21 protein-coding genes are annotated in these 20,193 nt (G+C 62.0%); 12 read left to right on the top strand and 9 right to left on the bottom strand.

Annotation, left to right across the window (positions count from 1 at the left end):
• Nucleotides 1-25 precede the first annotated feature (25 nt).
• The 4 genes from EQW76_RS07195 to otsA all read left to right on the top strand — a co-directional run bounded on the left by EQW76_RS07195 (nt 26) and on the right by otsA (nt 4,372).
• The gene (locus EQW76_RS07195) at nt 26-703 is read left to right on the top strand and encodes a FadR/GntR family transcriptional regulator (protein WP_142823747.1); all 678 of its coding nucleotides are present in this window, start codon (nt 26-28) and stop codon (nt 701-703) included.
• A gap of 41 nt (nt 704-744) precedes the next feature.
• Nucleotides 745-1,977 (top strand): MFS transporter, encoded by a 1,233-nt coding sequence (locus EQW76_RS07190; RefSeq protein WP_142824433.1) that lies wholly within the window; start codon nt 745-747, stop codon nt 1,975-1,977.
• 220 nt (nt 1,978-2,197) lie between these two features.
• Nucleotides 2,198-2,944, top strand: a complete 747-nt coding sequence (gene otsB, locus EQW76_RS07185) for a trehalose-phosphatase (RefSeq protein ID WP_224129203.1) — start codon at nt 2,198-2,200, stop codon at nt 2,942-2,944.
• A 39-nt stretch (nt 2,945-2,983) separates the two neighbouring features.
• The gene (gene otsA / locus EQW76_RS07180; protein WP_142823745.1) at nt 2,984-4,372 is read left to right on the top strand and encodes an alpha,alpha-trehalose-phosphate synthase (UDP-forming); all 1,389 of its coding nucleotides are present in this window, start codon (nt 2,984-2,986) and stop codon (nt 4,370-4,372) included.
• A gap of 44 nt (nt 4,373-4,416) precedes the next feature.
• Here otsA and EQW76_RS07175 read toward each other — a convergent pair whose 3' ends face one another.
• Complete coding sequence (locus EQW76_RS07175; protein WP_142823744.1) at nt 4,417-5,124, bottom strand: hypothetical protein; 708 nt, start codon at nt 5,122-5,124, stop codon at nt 4,417-4,419.
• A 149-nt stretch (nt 5,125-5,273) separates the two neighbouring features.
• Between EQW76_RS07175 and EQW76_RS07170 the strand changes: the two genes are divergently transcribed.
• Nucleotides 5,274-6,314 (top strand): AraC family transcriptional regulator, encoded by a 1,041-nt coding sequence (locus EQW76_RS07170; RefSeq protein ID WP_142823743.1) that lies wholly within the window; start codon nt 5,274-5,276, stop codon nt 6,312-6,314.
• Here the strand turns inward: EQW76_RS07170 and EQW76_RS07165 are convergent.
• Nucleotides 6,293-7,876 (bottom strand): peptide chain release factor 3, encoded by a 1,584-nt coding sequence (locus EQW76_RS07165; RefSeq protein ID WP_142823742.1) that lies wholly within the window; start codon nt 7,874-7,876, stop codon nt 6,293-6,295. The two genes, EQW76_RS07170 and EQW76_RS07165, sit on opposite strands and share 22 nt — an antisense overlap.
• A gap of 96 nt (nt 7,877-7,972) precedes the next feature.
• Between EQW76_RS07165 and dut the strand changes: the two genes are divergently transcribed.
• Nucleotides 7,973-8,443 carry a dUTP diphosphatase gene (gene dut, locus EQW76_RS07160; protein WP_142823741.1) on the top strand — a complete coding sequence of 157 codons (471 nt, stop codon included), beginning with the start codon at nt 7,973-7,975 and terminating at the stop codon, nt 8,441-8,443.
• 25 nt (nt 8,444-8,468) lie between these two features.
• Here the strand turns inward: dut and EQW76_RS07155 are convergent, their stop codons facing one another.
• The gene (locus EQW76_RS07155) at nt 8,469-9,050 is read right to left on the bottom strand and encodes a hypothetical protein (protein ID WP_224129189.1); all 582 of its coding nucleotides are present in this window, start codon (nt 9,048-9,050) and stop codon (nt 8,469-8,471) included.
• Nucleotides 9,051-9,309: 259 nt separating this feature from the next.
• On the opposite strand from EQW76_RS07155, the gene cysK reads away from it, so the two are divergent.
• Nucleotides 9,310-10,278, top strand: coding sequence for a cysteine synthase A (cysK, locus tag EQW76_RS07150; protein ID WP_142823740.1), 969 nt, complete (start codon nt 9,310-9,312; stop codon nt 10,276-10,278).
• A gap of 57 nt (nt 10,279-10,335) precedes the next feature.
• Here cysK and EQW76_RS07145 read toward each other — a convergent pair whose 3' ends face one another.
• The 5 genes from EQW76_RS07145 to rsmI all read right to left on the bottom strand — a co-directional run bounded on the left by EQW76_RS07145 (nt 10,336) and on the right by rsmI (nt 15,471).
• Nucleotides 10,336-11,868, bottom strand: coding sequence for a YifB family Mg chelatase-like AAA ATPase (locus EQW76_RS07145; RefSeq protein WP_142823739.1), 1,533 nt, complete (start codon nt 11,866-11,868; stop codon nt 10,336-10,338).
• 193 nt (nt 11,869-12,061) lie between these two features.
• Nucleotides 12,062-13,009, bottom strand: coding sequence for a glutathione synthase (gshB, locus tag EQW76_RS07140; protein ID WP_142823738.1), 948 nt, complete (start codon nt 13,007-13,009; stop codon nt 12,062-12,064).
• Nucleotides 13,010-13,124: 115 nt separating this feature from the next.
• Nucleotides 13,125-14,114: an endonuclease/exonuclease/phosphatase family protein gene (locus EQW76_RS07135; protein ID WP_142823737.1), complete on the bottom strand. Its 990-nt coding sequence runs from the start codon at nt 14,112-14,114 to the stop codon at nt 13,125-13,127.
• Between the two features lie 78 nt (nt 14,115-14,192).
• Nucleotides 14,193-14,561 (bottom strand): YraN family protein, encoded by a 369-nt coding sequence (locus tag EQW76_RS07130; RefSeq protein ID WP_142823736.1) that lies wholly within the window; start codon nt 14,559-14,561, stop codon nt 14,193-14,195.
• Nucleotides 14,551-15,471, bottom strand: coding sequence for a 16S rRNA (cytidine(1402)-2'-O)-methyltransferase (gene rsmI, locus EQW76_RS07125; RefSeq protein ID WP_142823735.1), 921 nt, complete (start codon nt 15,469-15,471; stop codon nt 14,551-14,553). The genes EQW76_RS07130 and rsmI overlap by 11 nt, the downstream gene beginning before the upstream one ends.
• 250 nt (nt 15,472-15,721) lie before the next feature.
• Between rsmI and dnaN the strand changes: the two genes are divergently transcribed.
• The 5 genes from dnaN to EQW76_RS07100 all read left to right on the top strand — a co-directional run bounded on the left by dnaN (nt 15,722) and on the right by EQW76_RS07100 (nt 19,190).
• Nucleotides 15,722-16,840 (top strand): DNA polymerase III subunit beta, encoded by a 1,119-nt coding sequence (dnaN, locus tag EQW76_RS07120; protein ID WP_111216196.1) that lies wholly within the window; start codon nt 15,722-15,724, stop codon nt 16,838-16,840.
• Nucleotides 16,841-16,964: 124 nt separating this feature from the next.
• Nucleotides 16,965-17,558 carry a phospholipid N-methyltransferase PmtA gene (pmtA, locus tag EQW76_RS07115; protein ID WP_111216194.1) on the top strand — a complete coding sequence of 198 codons (594 nt, stop codon included), beginning with the start codon at nt 16,965-16,967 and terminating at the stop codon, nt 17,556-17,558.
• A gap of 15 nt (nt 17,559-17,573) precedes the next feature.
• Complete coding sequence (locus tag EQW76_RS07110) at nt 17,574-18,167, top strand: histidine phosphatase family protein (RefSeq protein WP_142823734.1); 594 nt, start codon at nt 17,574-17,576, stop codon at nt 18,165-18,167.
• Nucleotides 18,164-18,880 carry an orotidine-5'-phosphate decarboxylase gene (gene pyrF, locus EQW76_RS07105; protein WP_142823733.1) on the top strand — a complete coding sequence of 239 codons (717 nt, stop codon included), beginning with the start codon at nt 18,164-18,166 and terminating at the stop codon, nt 18,878-18,880. The genes EQW76_RS07110 and pyrF overlap by 4 nt, the downstream gene beginning before the upstream one ends.
• 22 nt (nt 18,881-18,902) lie before the next feature.
• Complete coding sequence (locus tag EQW76_RS07100; RefSeq protein ID WP_142823732.1) at nt 18,903-19,190, top strand: DUF1330 domain-containing protein; 288 nt, start codon at nt 18,903-18,905, stop codon at nt 19,188-19,190.
• A gap of 81 nt (nt 19,191-19,271) precedes the next feature.
• Here EQW76_RS07100 and EQW76_RS07095 read toward each other — a convergent pair whose 3' ends face one another.
• Nucleotides 19,272-20,006 carry a transcriptional regulator NanR gene (locus tag EQW76_RS07095; protein ID WP_142824431.1) on the bottom strand — a complete coding sequence of 245 codons (735 nt, stop codon included), beginning with the start codon at nt 20,004-20,006 and terminating at the stop codon, nt 19,272-19,274.
• Nucleotides 20,007-20,193: the final 187 nt, after the last annotated feature.

Here is a 20,193-nt window from a genome sequence, read left to right as displayed (position 1 = left end):
CGATGACTTTATGACTGGTGCGATCATGCAACCTCTCCCCCGAAGCAACCTCGCCGAGACCGCGGCCAACATCATACGCGGTGAAATCCGCGCCAATCGTTGGTCTGTGGGCGAAAAGCTGCCAAACGAGACCGCGCTTTCGGCGATGCTGTCGGTCAGCCGGGGCACGATCCGCGAGGCGGTGCGCGTTCTCGTCTCGCAGGGATACCTCGAAACGCGGCAGGGATCCGGCACTTACCTGCGCTCGGCCATCGACAGGACCGATATTCTCGACATGGCGCGGCGCGCGAGCCTGCGCGACCGGTTCGAGGCGCGATGCGCGCTGGATGTCGAAGGTGCGCGGCTGGCAGCACTCCGGCATACGCCGGCAGTCATTGCCAACCTGCGCGAGTTGCTGGCTTTGCGCGGCACCCATCAGGGAAGGGGCGATACCGGATTTATCGCCCGTGACCTCGCCTTTCACCAGGCTGTCATCGCCGCCTCCGGCAATGATGCGATGATCGACATCTATGCCTTCTTCTCGGCCTCGATCCAGCAGACCATCGAGGCCAGCATAGGCGACGACGTGCCGGAACCCGATCATCTGGCCCATGCAGCGATTGTCGACGCCATCGAGACCGGCGACCCCGACAAGGCCGATGCATCGGTGCGGAGTTTCATGGCACCCGTGATTGCCGCTCTCGATCGGAGCCTGTTCTCGTGACCGTGTCCCTCTCGCGTGACACGCTGGCCGCCGAAACTGCAATGCTGGTTGACGCCGAAATCGACGATGCTCCGCAGCCGATCGCAAGCGCCAAGGGCTCGCGTCTGCTGCTTGGCATCAGCCTGGTACTGATCGCCTTCAATCTGCGCGGACTGTTTTCGAGCGCATCGGCGCTGCTGCCGGAGATCCGCAGTACATTCGACCTGTCGGCAACAGGCGCCAGCCTGCTGACCACCGTGCCGGTCCTCTGCCTCGGCCTGTTTTCGCCGCTGGCGCCGAGACTGGCGCAACGCATGGGCGCCGAACGGGCGCTGCTCGCTATCCTTTTCCTGCTGACGCTCGGCATTGCCCTGCGCGGACTGGGCTCGATCCCGCTCATGTTTATCGGCACGGGGCTGGCTGGTGCCTGCATCGCCGTTGGCAACGTTCTCCTGCCGGGCCTTGTCAAGCGCGACTTCGCGGACAAGGCGGCGCTGATGACGGGCCTCTATACCATGGCGCTCTGCGCCAGTGCAGCCTGTGGCGCAGGCCTCAGCCTACCGGCCGAACGCCTTTTCGGCGGATCCACAGGCGCTGCTCTTGCCGTCTGGGCCGTGCCCGCACTGGCGACCGCTTTGCTGTGGTTGCCGCAGGCGATGTCGACGAAGAGCCGAGCGCGCAAGACGGCGTTTCGCGTCGAGGGGCTCTGGCGCGATCCGCTGGCGTGGCAGGTGACGTTGTTCATGGGTCTGCAGTCGGCGCTGGCCTACAGCGTATTCGGCTGGCTGGCCCCCATCCTGCGGGAACGGGGCCTGGACGGCATCACTGCCGGGGGTATCGTTTCGGCATCGGTCATGGTGCAGGCTGCCTCATGCCTTTTCATGCCGCATCTGGCTGTACGCGGCAAAGACCAGCGGATCATCAACGTTGCACTTTGCCTTTTTGCGGTCGGCGGATTGCTCGGGCTCTTGTTCGCGCCGCTGTCGACCGTCTGGCTCTGGGCTGTGCTGCAGGGTATCGGTCAGGGCGGATTGATTGCGGTTGCCATGACGGTTATCGTTCTTCGATCGCCGGATGCCCACATCGCCGCCCATCTCTCCGGCATGGCGCAATGCGTCGGCTATCTGCTCGCCGCTATCGGGCCTCTGATCGTCGGCCTGATCCGGAGCTGGACCGGAAGTTTCGGCCCCTGCGCTATCCTGTTCGTGGCTATCGGGCTCATCGCGGCCGTCAACGGCTGGGGTGCCGGCAGGTCGAAATATGTGCGATCGAAGAGCGTGCCGCTGGCTACGTGATAGTCACCTTTCAGATCCCGGAGCGCGCGCTCATCGATGGACACTGTGGCGCTCCGGCGGTTAAGTGCTATGCTGTACGAGCCATCAACACGATGCTGCAGCGCAACAAAAGAATGGTCGTTCACCACAATTCGGCCTTGCCTTGAGGCGAACGCGCCATAAATAGGTAGCCATGTCTGAGCAAATACAACCCGCAACCGAAGCGACCGTTGCGGCGGTGATGGAAAGCACAGCCCTTTCGGCTTTGGCAGCCCATCCCTCCGAATGGGCGCTTTTTCTCGATATCGACGGCACGCTTGTCGATCTGGCGGAAACGCCGAGTTCGATCACCGTCCCCTCCTCCCTTCCCTACGATCTCGATGCGCTGTCGAAAAAACTTGGCGGCGCGCTGGCACTGGTAACCGGCAGATCGCTATCGTTCGTCGATCCGCTATTCTATCCATTCCAGTTCCCCGTTGCCGGCCTCCACGGAGCGGAGCGGCGCGACGCTGCCGGCAATGTCCAGCGGGTCACCGTCACCCCGGCCTTTACCGAAATGAAGCGCTGCATGACCGAAGAGGCAAGCCAGTGGCCCGGCGTCCTCGTCGAGGACAAGGGTGCTGCAGTGGCTGCACACTACCGGCTTGCCCCGGAATGCCAGCATCTGGTTGAAGCCATGATGGAGCGCTACTTCCGGGAAGCCGGGCCTGAGTGGTCGCTGCAGCGCGGCAAGATGGTCGTTGAAATCCGCCCGGCGCGCGCCGGCAAGGGCGATGCAGTCACCGCGTTCCTGAGCGAGGCGCCTTTCAAGGGAAGGCGCGCCTTTGCGGCCGGCGACGATTTTACCGACGAGGCAATGTTTCGCACCGTCAATCGCATCGGCGGGCAATCGCTGTTCATCGGCCTCGACAGCGTCGAGACCCAGGCACGCAACCGCGTCGCCTCTCCGGCCATTCTTCGCCAGATTCTGGCACAGCTTGCGTCCTGACCACATAATACCCGACCGAACTTCTGAAGGGATTTTCCCATGGGCCGTCTTATCATTGTCTCCAACCGTGTTCCCGTGCCCGAAAAGGGCGGCGCCGCACCGGCAGGCGGCCTCGCGGTTGCCCTGAAGATTGCGCTCGAAGCACAGGGTGGCGTCTGGATGGGCTGGTCCGGCAATTCCAGCGGCGATGCCGAGCCAGGCCCTCTGACCATGAACGAGCAGGGCAAAATCACCTACGCGCTCACAGATCTGACTGATACCGACGTCGAGGAATATTATCACGGCTTTGCCAATCGTGTTCTTTGGCCGATCTGCCATTATCGGCTCGATCTGGCCGAATACGGACGCAAGGAGATGGCCGGGTATTTCCGCGTCAACCGCTTCTTTGCGCATCGGCTGGCGCCGCTGATCCAGCCGGACGACATCATCTGGGTCCACGATTACCATCTCATCCCGCTGGCTGCAGAGCTGCGCCAGATGGGGTTCAAGAACAAGATCGGCTTCTTCCTGCACATCCCATGGCCGCCGGCCGATGTGATTTTCACCATGCCGGTGCATGAGGAAATCATGCGCGGGCTCTCTCACTACGATCTTGTCGGCTTCCAGACCGACCATGACCTCGAGAACTTCGCCGGCTGCCTGCGTCGGGAAGGCATTGGCGACGAACTCGGCAAAGGCCTGTTCAGCGCGCACGGACGGACATTCAAGGGCGGGTATTACTCGATTGGCATTGAGACTGCAGCCTTTGCCGAATTCGCGACCAAGGCGGCCACCAACGTCATGGTCCGCAAGGCGCGACAAAGCGTCGAAGGCCGCGATCTGATCATCGGCGTTGACCGGCTGGATTACTCGAAGGGCATTACCCAGCGTATCGACGCATTCGAACGTTTCATCACCGCCGACGCCGCTCATCAGGGCAAGGTCACCTATCTGCAGATCACCCCGAAATCGCGCTCGGAAGTGCCTGAATACGAGCAGATGCAGCGCATGGTCGCCGAGCAGGCCGGCCGCGTAAACGGTGCCATCAGCACGGTGGACTGGGTGCCGATCCGCTACATCAACCGTTCGATCCCGCGCACAGTGCTAGCCGGCCTCTATCGGCTTGCAAAGATCGGCCTCGTCACGCCGCTGCGCGACGGGATGAACCTCGTTGCGAAGGAATATGTTGCCGCGCAGGATCCTGAAAATCCCGGCGTGCTGGTGTTGTCCCGCTTCGCCGGCGCCGCGCGGGAACTCTATGGTGCAATCATCGTCAACCCCTACGACGTCGAGGCGACAGCCAATGCCATAGCGAGGGCCCTGGAGATGCCGCTCGAGGAGCGTCGCCAGCGCTGGCAAGGCATGATGACGCATCTGCTCGAGCACGACGTCGTGCGCTGGTGCGACGATTTCCTGAAGGATCTTACCGAGCAAGACGAAGCCGCCTGAGCTCGGCAGCGCGAGTGGGCCGGCCGCCGGGCAGAGGCTTGCATTCATCGGATCGTCGCGTGCACCAACTCGCCGGCAATCGTCAGCGAGACCGGCGCTCCCGGCGTGGATAGTCTTGACGTGTCGACGAAGGATGCCTTTGCCGTTACGGCGTAGGCAAGCTGCTGTGCCGCTGAGAAGTCGAGATCGGCCTCTAGCATGCGGGCATTGACGGTAACAGCTTCCGCCCTGCCGGGCGAATGAAGGACGATCCCTAGACGTAAAGCATCGCTGTTGACGGAAATCGTTTCCGCATGGCCGGAGAGGGCGACGTCTGCGGCCTTCGATTCTATCATCACGGCCGAGAACTGCCCGGCAAGTCGGGCGCTCAAAGCCTGCTGATGGATCGCGACCGCCGTATCCTTTTTGACATTCAGATTGATGTCGTAGCTGCAATCGGAAACGCCGAACCAGGTAGATACGCCGACATCGATGTGCAGCAGCGTGCCCTCGATCCACATTCGGCTGGAAGAACTGCAGTCATCGTAGGACCAGATCGAATTCCATCGCGCAAACCAGCCCGAGCGATGGCGCATGAGAGTTGCCTGATAGGGTCGATCCGGCGCGGTGGTGATGTCGATGGAACTGGCCTCGCCGCCAATGGCCACGGCCGTGATACCGGAAATATCCAGCGGCAAGCCCCGCGGCTGTGTCGCATTGCAGCCGGTCGCTGCTGCGAAAAGGACAATGACTGTCAAAAGAAGTCGCTTCATGATGTGCTCCCGGTCCCATCAGCGGGCCGAGCGCAAATTCGCGAAAATCACTGTCCGTCGCGACCTCGAACGCGATGCGGGTCGACCTCGATCGCCATCCGGGGCATTCTGACGTTTTGATCCAGTTTCAGCAGCCAGAACAACGCACCATGATTTTTATCCCGTTGCCCTTTGTCGAGACGCTCTTTCTCCTCACACTGCTGCTGCAGATGCATAGGCGGAGCGACGACGGCCTGCGCGACCAGCCCCTGTTTGCATTGCTGATCGGAGCCTACGCAATGCAATCGGTGCTGATCGGCCTGCGCTGGGGATACGGGATTTCCGCGGTGCTGCCGTTCCAGGCCGTGCTGGCCACCGTGATCGCGACCCTGGCTTTCTTGAGTTTCTACGATCTGGCGAGCGAAGGATCGATCTTTCGAACATGGACGACGTGGCGACATTGCCTGCCGACAGCCACAGTTGTCCTGCTGCGGATCGTATGGCCGGAGCCGGTGGGCCTCGTCATTATCCTCGTTTTTCTCGGCTATGGCGCTGCGCTGACATGGCTGTGCCTGACGGGGCCGGACGGTCTCGTCTCCTCCCGCCTAGACGGCGCGCTCAGGTCCTATCGCTCCCTGCAGCTCACCGCAGCAGCCGTGCTCATGTCCGCGGTTGCCGACATCGCCATCAGCCTTGATTTCTCCTGGAGCGATGGCAGCCATGCCGGCGAAGTGGTGGCGGTGGGAAATGTGCTTGCATTGCTGGCGCTCGGCGCCGCAGCATCGGTTGCAAGCTCCGGCGCCACAGTGCACGACCGCGGCGAAACCGAACCGACGGCCGCCATAGCCGGGTCAGCGCCGGAAGACGTTGCGGCAACCGCTGCCGCTGTCGACGCCCTGATGCGGACGAAGGCGCTCTACAGGGATACGGAACTCAATCTCGGGCGGCTGGCGCGGAAGCTGAATTGCCCTGCCCGCAGCGTCTCGATAGCGATCAACCGGGTGCACGGCGTCAGCGTGTCGCAATATGTCAACAACTTCCGCATTGCCGAGGCGTGCCGGTTGCTGTCAGAAACCGACGCGCCGGTGACATCCATCATGTTCGATGCCGGATTTCTCAGCAAATCGAACTTCAACCGCGAATTCCTGCGCATCACAGGAACCAGCCCGACGCTCTGGCGATCGAAAAATCACGCCGCCTTGATGGCGTGATATTCCTTGATGGCGACCATCTTGATGGCCGGATAGCGTTCGGATTCGTATCGCAGCGAGAAACCGTCCTGCGCGAGGAAGACAGGGTCGCCGTCGAGATCGCGGGCAATGTCGCCACGCTTGGCAGTGACGAACTTGTCCATGTCGGCGGGTGCATCGGCAGACACCCAGCGGCATACGGAAAAGCGCGACATTTCGAAGGAGACCGGCAGGCCATATTCCCCCTGCAGGCGCTCCTTCAGGACGTCGAGCTGCAGCGCGCCGACGACGCCGACGATAGCCGGCGAACCATCTTCCGGGGAAAACAGCTGCACAACGCCTTCTTCGGCCATCTGCTGCAGCGCTTCCTTCAGCTTCTTGGCCTTCATCGCATCCTCAAGACGGACGCGTCGCAGGATTTCCGGGGCGAAATTCGGCACACCCTGGAACACCAGATCCTCGCCTTCTGTCAGCGTATCGCCAATGCGCAGGGTGCCGTGGTTCGGAATGCCGACGACATCGCCGGCAAAGGCGGTGTCGGCGATGTGGCGCTGCGAGGCGAAGAAGAACTGCGGCGCGGACAGGCTCATCTGCTTTCCGGTGCGCGACAGGCGCGCCTTCATGCCACGCGCAAGCGTACCCGAGCAGACGCGCACGAAGGCAATACGGTCGCGATGGTTCGGGTCCATGTTCGCCTGGATCTTGAAGACGAAGGCGGTCATCTTCGGATCGGTGGCATGCACCGTCTTGATATCGGCAACCTGGTCGCGCGGCGGCGGCGCCATCTCGGCCAAGGCATTGATCAGGTCTCGCACACCGTAATTGCGCAGCGCCGAGCCGAAGAATACCGGTGTCAGATGACCTTCGAGAAAGGCCTCGCGCTCGAACGGCCGACAGGCATCACGCGCGAGATCCAGTTCGTCGATCAATGCCTGACGCTCGTTTTCCGGCAGCCGCTCGGCCACTGCCTGCGGGCCGTTTACGGGCGTGGTGTCGGCCTCTTTGTCGTTGCCGCGAACCTCGTTCTTGGCAAGGTGATAGGAACCGCAAAAGCTCTTGGCGCGGCCGATGGGCCAGGTGATCGGGGCGGTATCGAGCGCCAGCTTGACCTCGATCTCGTCGAGAATTTCGAAGATATCGCGGCTTTCGCGGTCCATCTTGTTGACGAACGTTATGATCGGGATGTCGCGAAGACGGCAGACCTCGAACAGCTTCAGGGTTCTGGGCTCGATACCCTTGGCAGCATCGATGACCATGACGGCGGCATCGACGGCGGTCAGCGTGCGATAGGTGTCGTCGGCGAAGTCTTCGTGGCCCGGCGTGTCCAGCAGGTTGAAGACGACATCGTCATATTCGAAGGTCATCACCGAGGTGACGACCGAGATCCCGCGTTCGCGCTCGATCTTCATCCAGTCGGAGCGCGTCTGGATGCGATCCTTCTTCGCCTTGACCTCGCCGGCCAGCTGGATGGCGCCGCCGAACAGCAGCAGCTTTTCGGTCAGCGTCGTCTTGCCGGCGTCCGGGTGGGAGATAATAGCAAATGTGCGGCGGCGGGAGACCGCCTCGGCGAGACTTTCGGCCATGATGTCGGATCCTGTGAATTGCCGCGTATCTAGCGACTCCGTGGATAACTTGCAAATCGGATTGACCCGAACCATCGCCAAATTGCTAATGAGGGCATGAATATTCGCACAGACAACCGCCCGAGCTTATCCCTCGTTCGCCTTGCCAACGGCCTCGGCCTCGATCTGCCGTCCTACGAAACATCCGGTGCCGCCGGCATGGACCTGAGGGCTGCGATCGACGACGGCGAGCCGCTGGTGCTGTCGCCGGGCATGCGCGCGCTGGTGCCGACGGGCTTCGTATTTGCGGTGCCTGATGGCTACGAGGCGCAGATCCGGCCGCGCTCCGGCCTGGCGTTCAAGAACGGCGTCACCTGCCTGAATACGCCGGGAACCATCGACAGCGACTACCGCGGCGAAGTGAAGGTTCTGCTGATCAACCACGGCAACGAGGATTTCGTCGTGACGCGCGGCATGCGCATCGCGCAAATGGTGATCGCGCCGGTCACGCAGGTTCTAATCGTCGAAACGACGGATGTCAGCGAAACCACGCGGGGCGCCGGCGGCTTCGGCTCCACCGGCGTCTGATACCACGATGCCCGTCTGTTGATCGCTAATTGACCGGGCAACCGTCGGCGACATCATCGAGGCCTTCAGCCTTTGCCTCGAATGTCGCAGATGGCCCGGCTCCGCTGGTTTTGATCCGGACGACGTAGAGGCTGTCGAAATCCTTGCCCTTCCACTTCTTCGGCATAGCCGCCGGATCGCCGCCATTGTCTTTCAGCAACGCGGCGACGAGATCCTGGATCTCGTTGTGCTCCCAGGCCACAAAGACCAGTGCCGAGCGATATTTCGGCGCAGTCAGTGCTGCCTGCAGCTTGGCAATCTCGTCGTAGCCGAACGTGGTATCGACTGGCAGTCCAGCGGCGATCGCCGTTGGCTCGATCGTCGCCAGCGGCCTGACATAATCATAGAGAATGCCGTCATCGACTTTCTGCTTCGAAGGATCGGGCGCAAAGACGGCATCCGGCCCGCCGAATTGACGGGAAAGCACGGCGGGTAACGCCAGCGACCTGTTGAGGCCCTTGCAGCTCAATTGGCCGAGCCCTGCTTCAGGTTTTTCACCGTGGCGCAGGAAGACGATCGTCTCCTCTCCCGGCGGAGAGGCAGCGCGGACGGGACCGGCTGGGGTCATAGTTATCATCATAAGGAGCAACGGAACGAGTGCCCGCAGTTGCGGCACTGGTCGACAGAACGATAGCATTTTAGCATCCATGAGTGTTTTTCGTGCTGCAGCGACAGGCATCCTGCCGATGGTACTGTGCTGCGTTTTACCAAAAGCCTTTGGCGGAGATTTTTATGCCAACTTCGTGGCCTTGGTTGGACAAACGCACTCTGGCCTAGTGCCATGTTTGATCCTATTCTCCCGCCAATAAATACCAAGGGAGAGTTCCATGTCCGACACCCGTAAGCCAGGCCGCGGTCGCATCTATGCGTCGATCACCGACACCATTGGCGACACGCCCATCGTTCGCCTCGACAAGCTGGCCAGGGAGAACGGCGTCAAGGCCCACCTGCTCGCCAAGCTGGAGTTCTTCAACCCGATTGCCTCGGTCAAGGACCGTATCGGCGTGGCGATGATCGAGAGCCTGGAAGCCCAGGGGAAGATAACGCCGGGCAAGACAACGCTGATCGAGCCGACCTCCGGCAACACCGGCATCGCGCTGGCCTTTGCCGCCGCCGCCAAGGGCTACAAGCTCATCCTCACCATGCCGGAGACGATGTCGGTGGAACGCCGCAAGATGCTGGCGCTGCTGGGCGCCGAACTGGTACTGACCGAAGGCGCCAAAGGCATGAAGGGCGCCATCGCCAAGGCGACGGAACTGGCAGAAAGCATCGAGAACGCGGTCATTCCGCAGCAGTTCGAAAACCCGGCAAACCCCGAGATCCATCGCAAGACGACCGCCGAGGAGATCTGGAACGACACCGAGGGCGGCGTCGATATCCTGGTCGCGGGCATCGGCACCGGCGGTACGATCACCGGCGTCGGCCAGGTGCTGAAGTCCAAGAAATCGAGCCTCAAGGTTATCGCCGTCGAGCCGGCCGAATCGCCGGTGCTGTCCGGCGGCGCTCCCGGCCCGCACAAGATCCAAGGGATCGGCGCCGGCTTCGCGCCAGCCATTCTCGACACCGAAATCTATGACGAGATCATCACCGTCGCCAGCGCCGAAGCCCTCGAAACCGCCCGCCACGTCGCCCGGCTCGAAGGCGTGCCGGTCGGCATCTCCTCCGGCGCGGCGCTGTTTGCAGCCATCGAGATCGGTAAACGCGAAGAGAATGCCGGCAAGACGATCGTCGTGATCATCCCGTCCTTTGCCGAGCGCTACCTGTCGACAGCGCTGTTCGAAGGCCTCGGCGGCTAACTTTCTTCACTTTTCAAAGAACAGAAGGGCGGAGGCGCCCTTCTCAGTATCTGCGGCTCAGGCGACGGCTGGCAGGCGCGTGCCGGCTATGCGGTAGGAAATCGCTTCGGCCAGATGGATCCGGCCGACAGTCTGCTTGCCGTCGAGATCGGCGAGCGTGCGCGCCACTTTCAGGACGCGATGGTAGCCTCGGGCGGAGAACTTCAGCTTCTCGGCGGCATCGCGCAGCAATTGAAGGCCACCGGCATCGGGTTCGGCCAGAACCTCGATCATCGATGTCGAGCAGCGCGCATTGGTCGACACGCCGCGCATGCCGGCTTGCGAGAACCGCTCCTGCTGCCATTCCCGCGCCCTTGCGACACGTCTGGCGATATCGGCGCTCTTCTCGGCCGGCATCGGCCGGATAAGGTCGGCGGCGGAGACGGCCGGCACATCGATGCGGATGTCGATGCGATCCATCAGCGGTCCGGAAATTCGGTTCTGATAGTCCGTCATGCAGCGCGGCCCTCGGGCGCAGCTGTGGCCGGGTTCGCCAGCCATGCCGCAGCGGCAAGGGTTCATCGCGGCAATCAGCTGGATCACAGCCGGATAGCAGACGCGGTGATTGGCGCGGGCTATGATGCATTCCCCGGTTTCCAGCGGCTGACGCAGCGCATCGAGTGCCTGCGGCGAAAACTCCGGAAACTCGTCAAGGAAGAGGATGCCATGGTGGGCGAGCGAGGCCTCCCCGGGCCGGGCACGTATCCCGCCACCGACCATCGCCGCCATGGTGGCCGAATGATGCGGGGTCCGGAATGGCCGGCGGTCGGAGAGCTTGCCACCCGACAGTTGCCCGGCAATGGAATGGATCATCGAGACTTCCAGCAATTCGGCAGCCGACAGCGGCGGCAGGATCGATGGCAAACGGGCAGCCAGCATCGATTTTCCCGACCCTGGAGGGCCGACCATCAACAAGTTATGGCCGCCGGCAGCCACCACCTCGAGAGCACGCTTGGCGCTCTCCTGACCCTTGATCTCGGCAAGGTCGCCGAGATTGGCCGGGGCGGCGCGGATGGCAGGTTCGGGGCGCGACAGGATCTGCGTACCGCGAAAATGATTGGCGAGGGCAATGAGACTGCGGGGCGCCAGCAGTTCGATGTCGGCACCCGCCCAAGCCGCCTCCGGGCCGCTGTCGGCAGGGCAGATCAGCCCCTTGCCCATGGCATTGGCGCTGATAGCCGCCGGCAATGCCCCGGACACCGCCGCAATCGTGCCGTCGAGATTGAGCTCGCCGATCACCATGAAGTCCGCCAGCGCATCGCCGGGAATGGCTCCCAGTGCCGCCATCAGGCCAAGCGCGATGGCCAGATCGAAATGCGATCCCTCTTTTGGCAAATCCGCCGGAGCAAGGTTGACCGTCACCTTTTTCGGCGGCAGCGCCAAGCCCGAGGCATGCAAGGCCGCCTGAACGCGCTCGCGGCTCTCTGCAACCGCCTTGTCCGGCAGCCCGACAATGTTGATGCCGATCTTGCCCGGCGCGATCATCACCTGGACCTCGACCGGAACCCCTTCTATGCCCTGAAATGCAACCGTGCTGACCCGCGCTATCATGCGCAATCCCCTATGCCGCAGTCTTTTCGTAAAGACCCGCAGCGATTGCAGCAGGCTAAATGCAATCTGGCATAGAAGATGGAATGAAACAAGAACAATTAATGAACAAGCACAGCCTCCCGCTGCAGCCAGGTTGCAGCGGGTTGCGGGGGCGGAACATATTACCGCTGGCGATTGAAAGTCGGGGTCTGTGTTAAGCGCGCTTGCGCTCGATGGCGTCCCAAAGCAGGCTGGCGATATCGGCACCGCCGAAACGCTTGACCTCACGAATGCCGGTCGGCGAGGTGACGTTGATCTCCGTCATGTAGTCGCCGATGACGTCGATGCCGACGAGCAGGAAGCCCCGCGCCTTGAGGGCCGGACCGATGCGGGCGCAAATCTCTTCTTCGCGCTTCGTCAGATCGGTCGCCTCGGCGCGGCCGCCGGCATGCATGTTGGAGCGGCTGTCGTGCTCGGCCGGCACACGGTTGATGGCGCCCACCGGCTCACCGTCGACGAGGATGATGCGCTTGTCGCCCTTGCGGACATCAGGCAGATATTGCTGGGCGATGAAGGGCTCGCGGAACAGCTGGCCGAACATCTCCAGCAGCGAAGACAGGTTGCGGTCATCGCGCGTCGAGTGGAAGACGCCGGCGCCGCCCTTTCCGTAGAGCGGCTTCAAGATAATGTCGCCCATTTCTTCGCGGAAGCGCCGGATTTCATCGGCATCGCGGGTGATCAGCGTCTTCGGCATCAGATCTTCGAATTCGGTGACGAAGATCTTTTCCGGCGAATTGCGGACCCATGCGGGATCGTTGACCACCAAGGTCTTCGGATGGATGCGCTCCAGCATGTGGGTGGAGGTGATATAACCCATGTCGAAGGGTGGATCCTGGCGCAGCAACACCACGTCCATCGTCGAGAGATCGATGCGCTCGGGCGCGCCGAGGTCGAAATGGTCCCCCTTGATGTCGCGCAGCACCATCGGTTCGGCTGTGGCATAGACCTTGCCGTCGCGCATGCTCATGCGCTCCGGCGTGTAGTGGAACAGCTTGTAGCCGCGCGCCTGCGCCTCGAGGCTCATGGCGAAGGTGCTGTCGCCTGCAATATTGATGCCCGACACATGGTCCATCTGGACCGCCACATTCCTGATCGTCACTATCGCTATTCCTTGCTCGATTTCTCGACAGATGTAGGTCGGCGGGCTTTCGAAGGCAACGGCTAATCAGGCAGCCGTCGGACTACGCATCAGTCTCAGCGTCCGCCTCATCGGCAGCTCAGAGAAAACCTGATATGTCACAGGCGATGATGTCGTGGTCGGAAAGCGGCTTGCCGTCAGCATCGAGCGACGTCACCAGCCGGCTGCCGGATATCGCAAGACCGCGGCTGAGGAACCAGTCGAGTTTCATGGCCCGGTCGGGAAAACGGGTGATCAGGCTTGGCCGGGTGCTGGCCTGGTCGAGCGGGCCGCCATGGCGCTCGAAGCCCCGGGCCGCCGCCATGGCAAACAGCGTGTCGGTCTCGAAGTTGCCGCCAGTGTGGTTGCCGGTGTTCAGGTCGCCGCCGATGAGGATCGGCAGGCCAGGCGCATAGGCCTCGACGGCATCGATCAGCGCCGCCACCTGGCGTTCGCGGTAGGGACCATCTCCGACGCTCTCGAGGTGAACCGAAACGGCGACGAAGGCCCCGGCCTCCGTATCGATCGTCGCACCGACTGCGCAGCGCTCGCCGATACGCGGCTGCTCCCTGGCATTGGAAAACCAGAGCGATTCCCCGGGCAGCCGAAAGACGAAAACATCCCGAAGCGGCGTGGCACCCAGGATTGCGTTGCCGTGAAAGCCTCTCGCGTTGGTGCTGTCGGTGCAATAGGAGCGCTCGATCTCGGAACCGAGACTGAGTTCCAGAAATTCGAGACCGTAGGCATAGGCCATGCCGAGTTCGGTCGCAATCAGCGCAGTCGGATCGGCCTGCGCGGTGCGAGCCATGCCATCGTCCATCTCCGATAACAGGACCAGCGGTGCCCCCAGCGCCTTCAGTTTCTCGGCGGAGGCCTGCGGGAAGAGGCAGCGCTCCATGTTCCATGCCGCGACCGTAAACGGAAAAGCCAATGGCGCAGCCGGGCTCTTTCCGCCGGTGCGCGCAGCGTTCATGCAGGGCAGCGATGCGATCGTCGCCTCGCAAACTGCCGGCGTCTTCTGCAGTGTCAGAAAGTGCTGACGCTGCTCTTCGGACGGTACCTCGAAGGCGGAAACGGTAGTGCGGATCATGATCGGGCTGTCCTCGGCGCATGGTGGGGGTCGCCGCGCCTTAGAGGCAATATATGACAGTTGCATGATGGGCCGGGTTCAGAAAGCGTCGCGGAAATGCCTCGGCCAGCGGCCGGGCAGGATCGCAACAATATCGTAGCGCTGCGACAGGCGCCCGAAATCCGGCTGCTGGGCAAGCCACAGGTCGCTGGCGGCACGGATGCGGCGCTGAGAGGAAAATGAGACGGCGTCGATCGCCGCCTGTTCGCCGTGCCTTGCCTTGACCTCCACGAACACAGCAAGATCGCCCTTACGGGCAACGATATCGATTTCGCCAAGGACTGTCTTGTGGCGGATGGCGACGATGCTGTAGCCTTTGCAGGCGAGATAGAGCGCGGCGAGGTATTCCGAGAGATGCCCCCGGCGCCAGGCCTTGCGCCGTTTCCGGCGCTCGCCGCTATCGTCCATCGACCCTCGCCTTCATGGCGAGCAGCCTCTGGTAGAGATCCCGGCGCGGAAGGCCGGTGATCCGGGCCGCTTCGGCGGCCGCCTTGGCGGTCGGCATCTCACGGGAGAGATCGAGAAGGATTGCCTCGACATCGGCCTCCGGCGTGGCGATCTCCGGCGGCGGCCCGATCACCAGGACGATCTCGCCCTTGACGTTATCAACGGAATGATAATGCGCTGCCAGTTCGGAGAGCGTGCCGCGACGAAATTCCTCGAAGGTCTTTGTCAGTTCGCGGCAGACAGAGGCTTTGCGGTCGACACCTAGCACATCGGCGGCAGCAGTCAGGGTTGCGGCGATGCGATGGGGAGATTCGAAGAACAGCAGAGTAGCCGGAACCGAGGAGAGTGCTGCCAACCGGTCACGGCGGGCCTTGTCCTTGACCGGCAGGAAGCCCGCAAAGAAGAAGGCGTCGTTCGGAAGACCGGAGCCAACCAGGGCCGCGAGGGGGGCCGAGGCGCCCGGAATAGGCACGACGCGGTAGCCGGCATCGATCGCCTGCAGCGCCAGCCGGTAGCCGGGATCGGAGACCAGCGGCGTACCGGCATCCGACACCAGCGCCACGGACCGACCGCCGGCCAGTGCTGCCAGCAATTTCGGACCCGCCTCATCGGCATTGTATTCATGGTACGCGTAGGGGCGATTGTGGATACCGTAGCGATCGAGCAGCACCCGGGTGACGCGGGTATCCTCGCAGGCGAGCACGTCGGCTCCGGCCAGCGTTTCCAGCGCCCGCAGCGTGATATCGCCGAGATTGCCGATCGGCGTGGCGACGAGATAAAGCATTGGCTCGAGCGGGCGGGCCGGCACGGTCACGTTGTGCAACCTGAAACTACGCCCCTTGGCGACTTCGCTCGAAATCTCGTCGTCCATGCCCTGATATGCCCTTCCTGAAGTTGGGTCTTTATGGGCGAGGCGCACGGCTTCGGCAAGGGAGCGTGGAATCCTGTGTGCTTTGAAGACGAAATGGGGGAAATGAACCCGGCGTCGGCGCTATACCTCTTGCTTTCACATGCGGATTTCTGCCACTTTGCCGGTCCACTCCTCCGGGCCGGACCCGGGCGAGAATTTTTTGGGCATCGTCTCGACGCCCGGACAGTCACGGTCGAAAGCGGTAGCATCCATGCGTATTACTATTGAGCGGTCCCACCTTTTGAAATCGCTGAACCACGTCCATCGCGTGGTGGAGCGCCGCAACACTATTCCGATCCTGTCGAACGTGCTTTTGAAGGCAGAAGGCTCGACGCTGGACATGAAGGCGACCGACCTCGATCTCGAAATCACCGAGGCGACGCCAGCCAATGTCGAGCAGCCCGGCGCGACGACCGTTCCGGCGCACCTTCTCTACGACATCGTCCGCAAGCTTTCCGACGGCTCCGAAGTTTCGTTGTCGACCAATGCCGATGGCGGGTCCATGACGGTCGCTTCCGGCCGCTCGAAGTTCACCCTGCAATGCCTGCCGCAATCGGACTTTCCGGACCTGACCGCCGGCACGTTCAGCCACAAGTTTCCGCTGAAGGCGGCAGAACTCAAGATGCTGATCGACCGGACGCAATTTGCCATCTCCACCGAAGAAACCCGCTATTACCTCAACGGCATCTTCTTCCACACCATCGAAAGCGGCGGTGGGCTGAAGCTGCGCGCCGTTGCGACCGACGGTCACCGCCTGGCGAGGGCCGATGTCGATGCGCCTTCCGGCTCCGAGGGTATGCCCGGCATCATCATTCCCCGAAAGACGGTGGGCGAACTCCAGAAGTTGATGGACAATCCCGACGTGATCGTCACGCTGGAAGTGTCCGATGCCAAGATCCGCCTGTCGGTCGGCAACATCGTGATGACGTCGAAGCTGATCGACGGCACCTTTCCCGATTACCAGCGCGTTATTCCGGCCAACAACGACAAGGAAATGCGCGTCGATTGCCAGACCTTCGCACAGGCTGTAGACCGCGTCTCGACGATCTCTTCCGAACGCGGCCGCGCCGTGAAGCTGGCGCTGACGGAGGGGCAGCTGCTGCTCACCGTCAACAACCCGGATTCCGGCAGCGCCACCGAAGAAGTTGCCGTCGGCTATGAAACCGAACCGATGGAAATCGGCTTCAATGCCAAATACCTGCTCGACATCACCGCGCAGCTCTCCGGCGACGAAGCCATCTTCCTGCTGGCGGATGCAGGCTCGCCTACCCTTATTCGCGATACGGCCGGTGACGATGCGATCTATGTCCTGATGCCGATGCGGGTCTAGGCAAGACAGGCACCGGCGCGAGGATGGGCCGAGCGATGCTTCGCCCCCCTTTTCGTGACGGGTCTACGAGATCGAGGCGGGCAGAGTGCCCCTCTCCGCTTTTAAATGCTCGTGGAGAATACCTATGGCGCTACGCCTGAAGGAACGTCTGGGAAAGAAATTCGACGAGGAAATCCGTTTCTTCAAGGGAATGATGCAGGGGCCGCGAACCGTCGGCTCGATCGCCCCGACCTCGACGATCACCGCCCGCAAGATGGCAAGCGTCATCAATCCGCACTCCGGTCTGCCCGTTCTAGAACTAGGACCTGGAACCGGTGCCATCACCAAGGCAATTCTCGCGCGCGGCATTGAACCCGAGAAGCTGATCGCGATCGAGTACTCGACCGACTTCTTCAACCATCTGGTCAAGCGCTACGCCGGCGTGCATTTCATCAACGGCGACGCTTTCGATCTCGACAAGACGCTCGGAGTGCTCAACGGACAGACGTTCGATTGCGTCGTTTCCGGTATCCCGTTGCTGAATTTCCCGATGCAGGCGCGCGTTGCGCTACTGGAGAGCCTGCTCGACCGAATGCCGCCGGGCCGACCGGTGGTACAAATCTCCTATGGTGCCGTCTCGCCGATCATAGCCCGGCCCGACCGCTACCACATCAAGCATTTCGATTTCATCGTCCGAAATATTCCGCCGGCGCAGCTCTGGATCTACAGCCGCGGCTGATCCCGGGAGCGTCAGATGTTTGGTCTCTACATTACGCATCCGCAGGTGCAGATCGACCCCGATGTTCCGGTGCCGCAATGGGGACTTTCGGATCTCGGTCGTGCGCGCACCGGGCAAGCGGCCGCCCAACCGTGGGCAGCAACGCTCGGGCGCATTGTGTCCAGCGATGAAACCAAGGCCATCGAAACCGCAAACCTGCTGGCAACCGCGGCCGGTCTTACGGTCGAGATCGTTGGCGGCATGCACGAAAACGACCGGTCTGCCACCGGGTTCCTGCCACCAATGGCTTTCGAGGAAGCGGCCGACTGGTTCTTCGCCCATCCGGATGAGAGTTTTCGCGGCTGGGAACGGGCTACCGATGCGCAGGCAAGGATTGTCGGGGCAGTTGATGCGGTGCTTGACGCTCACGATCCCAGCACGCCGATTGCGTTCGTCGGCCATGGCGGGGTGGGAACCCTGCTGAAGTGCCATCTGATGGGCCGGGCAATCGGCCGTGACGGCGACCAGCCGGCAGGTGGAGGTAATCTTTTCGCCTTCGATCTTGCGAACGGGTCTGTCGCATGCGACTGGACGCCAATGGAAGACTGGCAGGGATGGGTTGGACGATGACGACAGAAACAGCACGCGACCGGCTGATCGTCGGCCTGGATGTACCGAACCTGAAAGAGGCCGAGGCGCTGGTCTCGACGCTCGGCGACGACATCCTGTTCTACAAGATCGGCTACCAGCTGGTGTTTGCCGGCGGCCTTGAGTTTGCGCGCGAGCTCGCACAGAGCGGCAAGAAGATCTTTCTCGACATGAAGCTGCTCGACATCGACAACACCGTTGCATCCGGCGTCGAGAACATCGCCAAAATGGGCATGTCGATGTTGACGCTGCACGCCTACCCGAAGGCAATGCGGGCTGCTGTCAAGGCTGCGGAAGGCTCGGGCCTCTGCCTGCTCGGCGTCACCGTCCTGACCTCGATGGATGGCGACGACATGCTGGAGGCCGGCTATTCGTCCAATCCGCATGCGCTGGTGATGCGGCGCGCCGAACAGGCCCGTGATGCCGGCATGGGCGGTATTGTCTGCTCGGCCGAGGAATCCACTGCAGTTCGCGCCATCATCGGACCGGACATGGCGCTGGTAACCCCTGGCATTCGCCCCATAGGCAGCGACGCCGGCGACCAGAAGCGGGTGATGACGCCCGCCGATGCGATACGCGCCGGCTCCAGCCATCTCGTCGTCGGCCGGCCAATCGTCAAGGCGCCCGATCCGAAGGCTGCGGCCCGCGCCATTCTCGACGAGATGCTGACGGCGCTCTGGCCCGCCAACCACTGAGATTTCAACGAGGAGGAAAACCATGGCCAAGGGATACTGGATCGCACGCGTCGACGTCCACACACCGGAGCGCTACGGCGAATACATTGCGGCCGCAAAGCCGGCGTTTGAGCGCTACGAGGCGAATTTCATAGCGCGCGGCGGAAAATTCGTCGAACTGGAGGGGACGGCACGCGGTCGCAACGTGGTCATCGAATTTCCATCACTGCAGCACGCGGTCGATTGCTACAACTCACCGGAGTATCAGGTCGCAGCCAAGATCCGCCAGGAAATTGCCACCGCAGAGATGGTCGTGGTCGAAGGCGTTTAGCCAGCCAAGGTTTGGGCGAAAAGGCGTAGCCTCGGAATCTGACGAATTGATTGCGCGGCAAAGAACATCGAGACTTTGCGGTTACCGATGGTCCGGCGCATCGCGCTGGCCGTTGTTCAGATAGAGGCCACGCGACCGCTCCAGATGCTTCAGCACCGAGGTTTCGGCCGCGTCGGCATCGTTGGCGGCAAGACATTGGAGGATTTCCTCGTGCTCGACGAGGGTGAATTTCTCCTTGCCGGTCCAGATCAGCATGTCGGTGTGATATTCCTTCAGCCAGGCGAGCATGGCCTCGCTCACAGCCACGAAGATCGGATTGGCCGAGATGCGGGCGATCCGCGTATGAAACTCCATATCGGCCGCGATGAAGGCATCGGCATTGCCGAGGCTGGCGCGCTGGCGATCGATAATGGCCTGAAGATCGGCAATATCCTCCGGCGTCGCCTCGGTCGCGGCCTGGCGAGCCATTCCGCGCTCGAAGAAGATGCGGGCGCTTTTCAGATATTCGAGCGTCGCGGATGATTGCGACAGCATGATCTTGGCGGTCAGGTCCACCTGCTTGAAGATCGTCTTTGCCGTCAATTGCAGCACGCGGGCCCGTTCGCCGTGCGAGATCACCACAAGTCCCATGCTCGCCAGCGACTGCATGGCCTCGCGGATAGCCGGCCGGCCGACGCCAAAGCGCTCCATTAGATCGCGCTCCGACGGCATTTCGTCGCCGGGTGCCAGTTCACCACTGGTGATCATCCTTTCCAGACGGGCAAAGACCTCGTCGGACAGCTTGCGGCGGACGATGGGTTCGTTCGGTTGGTCCATGGATTCTTTCCGGCTCATCAAGACCCTCCCTTATGCACATTTCCCATCGTTTGGGAAAACGTCAATCGCGGAATGCATAGCCGTTCATCCCGACCGCTCACAAAAGTTTCTATTGCCTCAATGGAATACTCATTATACCAGTTGAGTAGTTGACGTCAGTCTTTTCCGGGATTGGCGAGAGGAGCAA

The organism is Rhizobium sp. rho-13.1 (assembly GCF_007000305.1).
Taxonomy (GTDB): Bacteria; Pseudomonadota; Alphaproteobacteria; order Rhizobiales; family Rhizobiaceae; genus Rhizobium; species Rhizobium rhododendri.
This window is presented reverse-complemented; position numbering and strand designations above follow the sequence as displayed.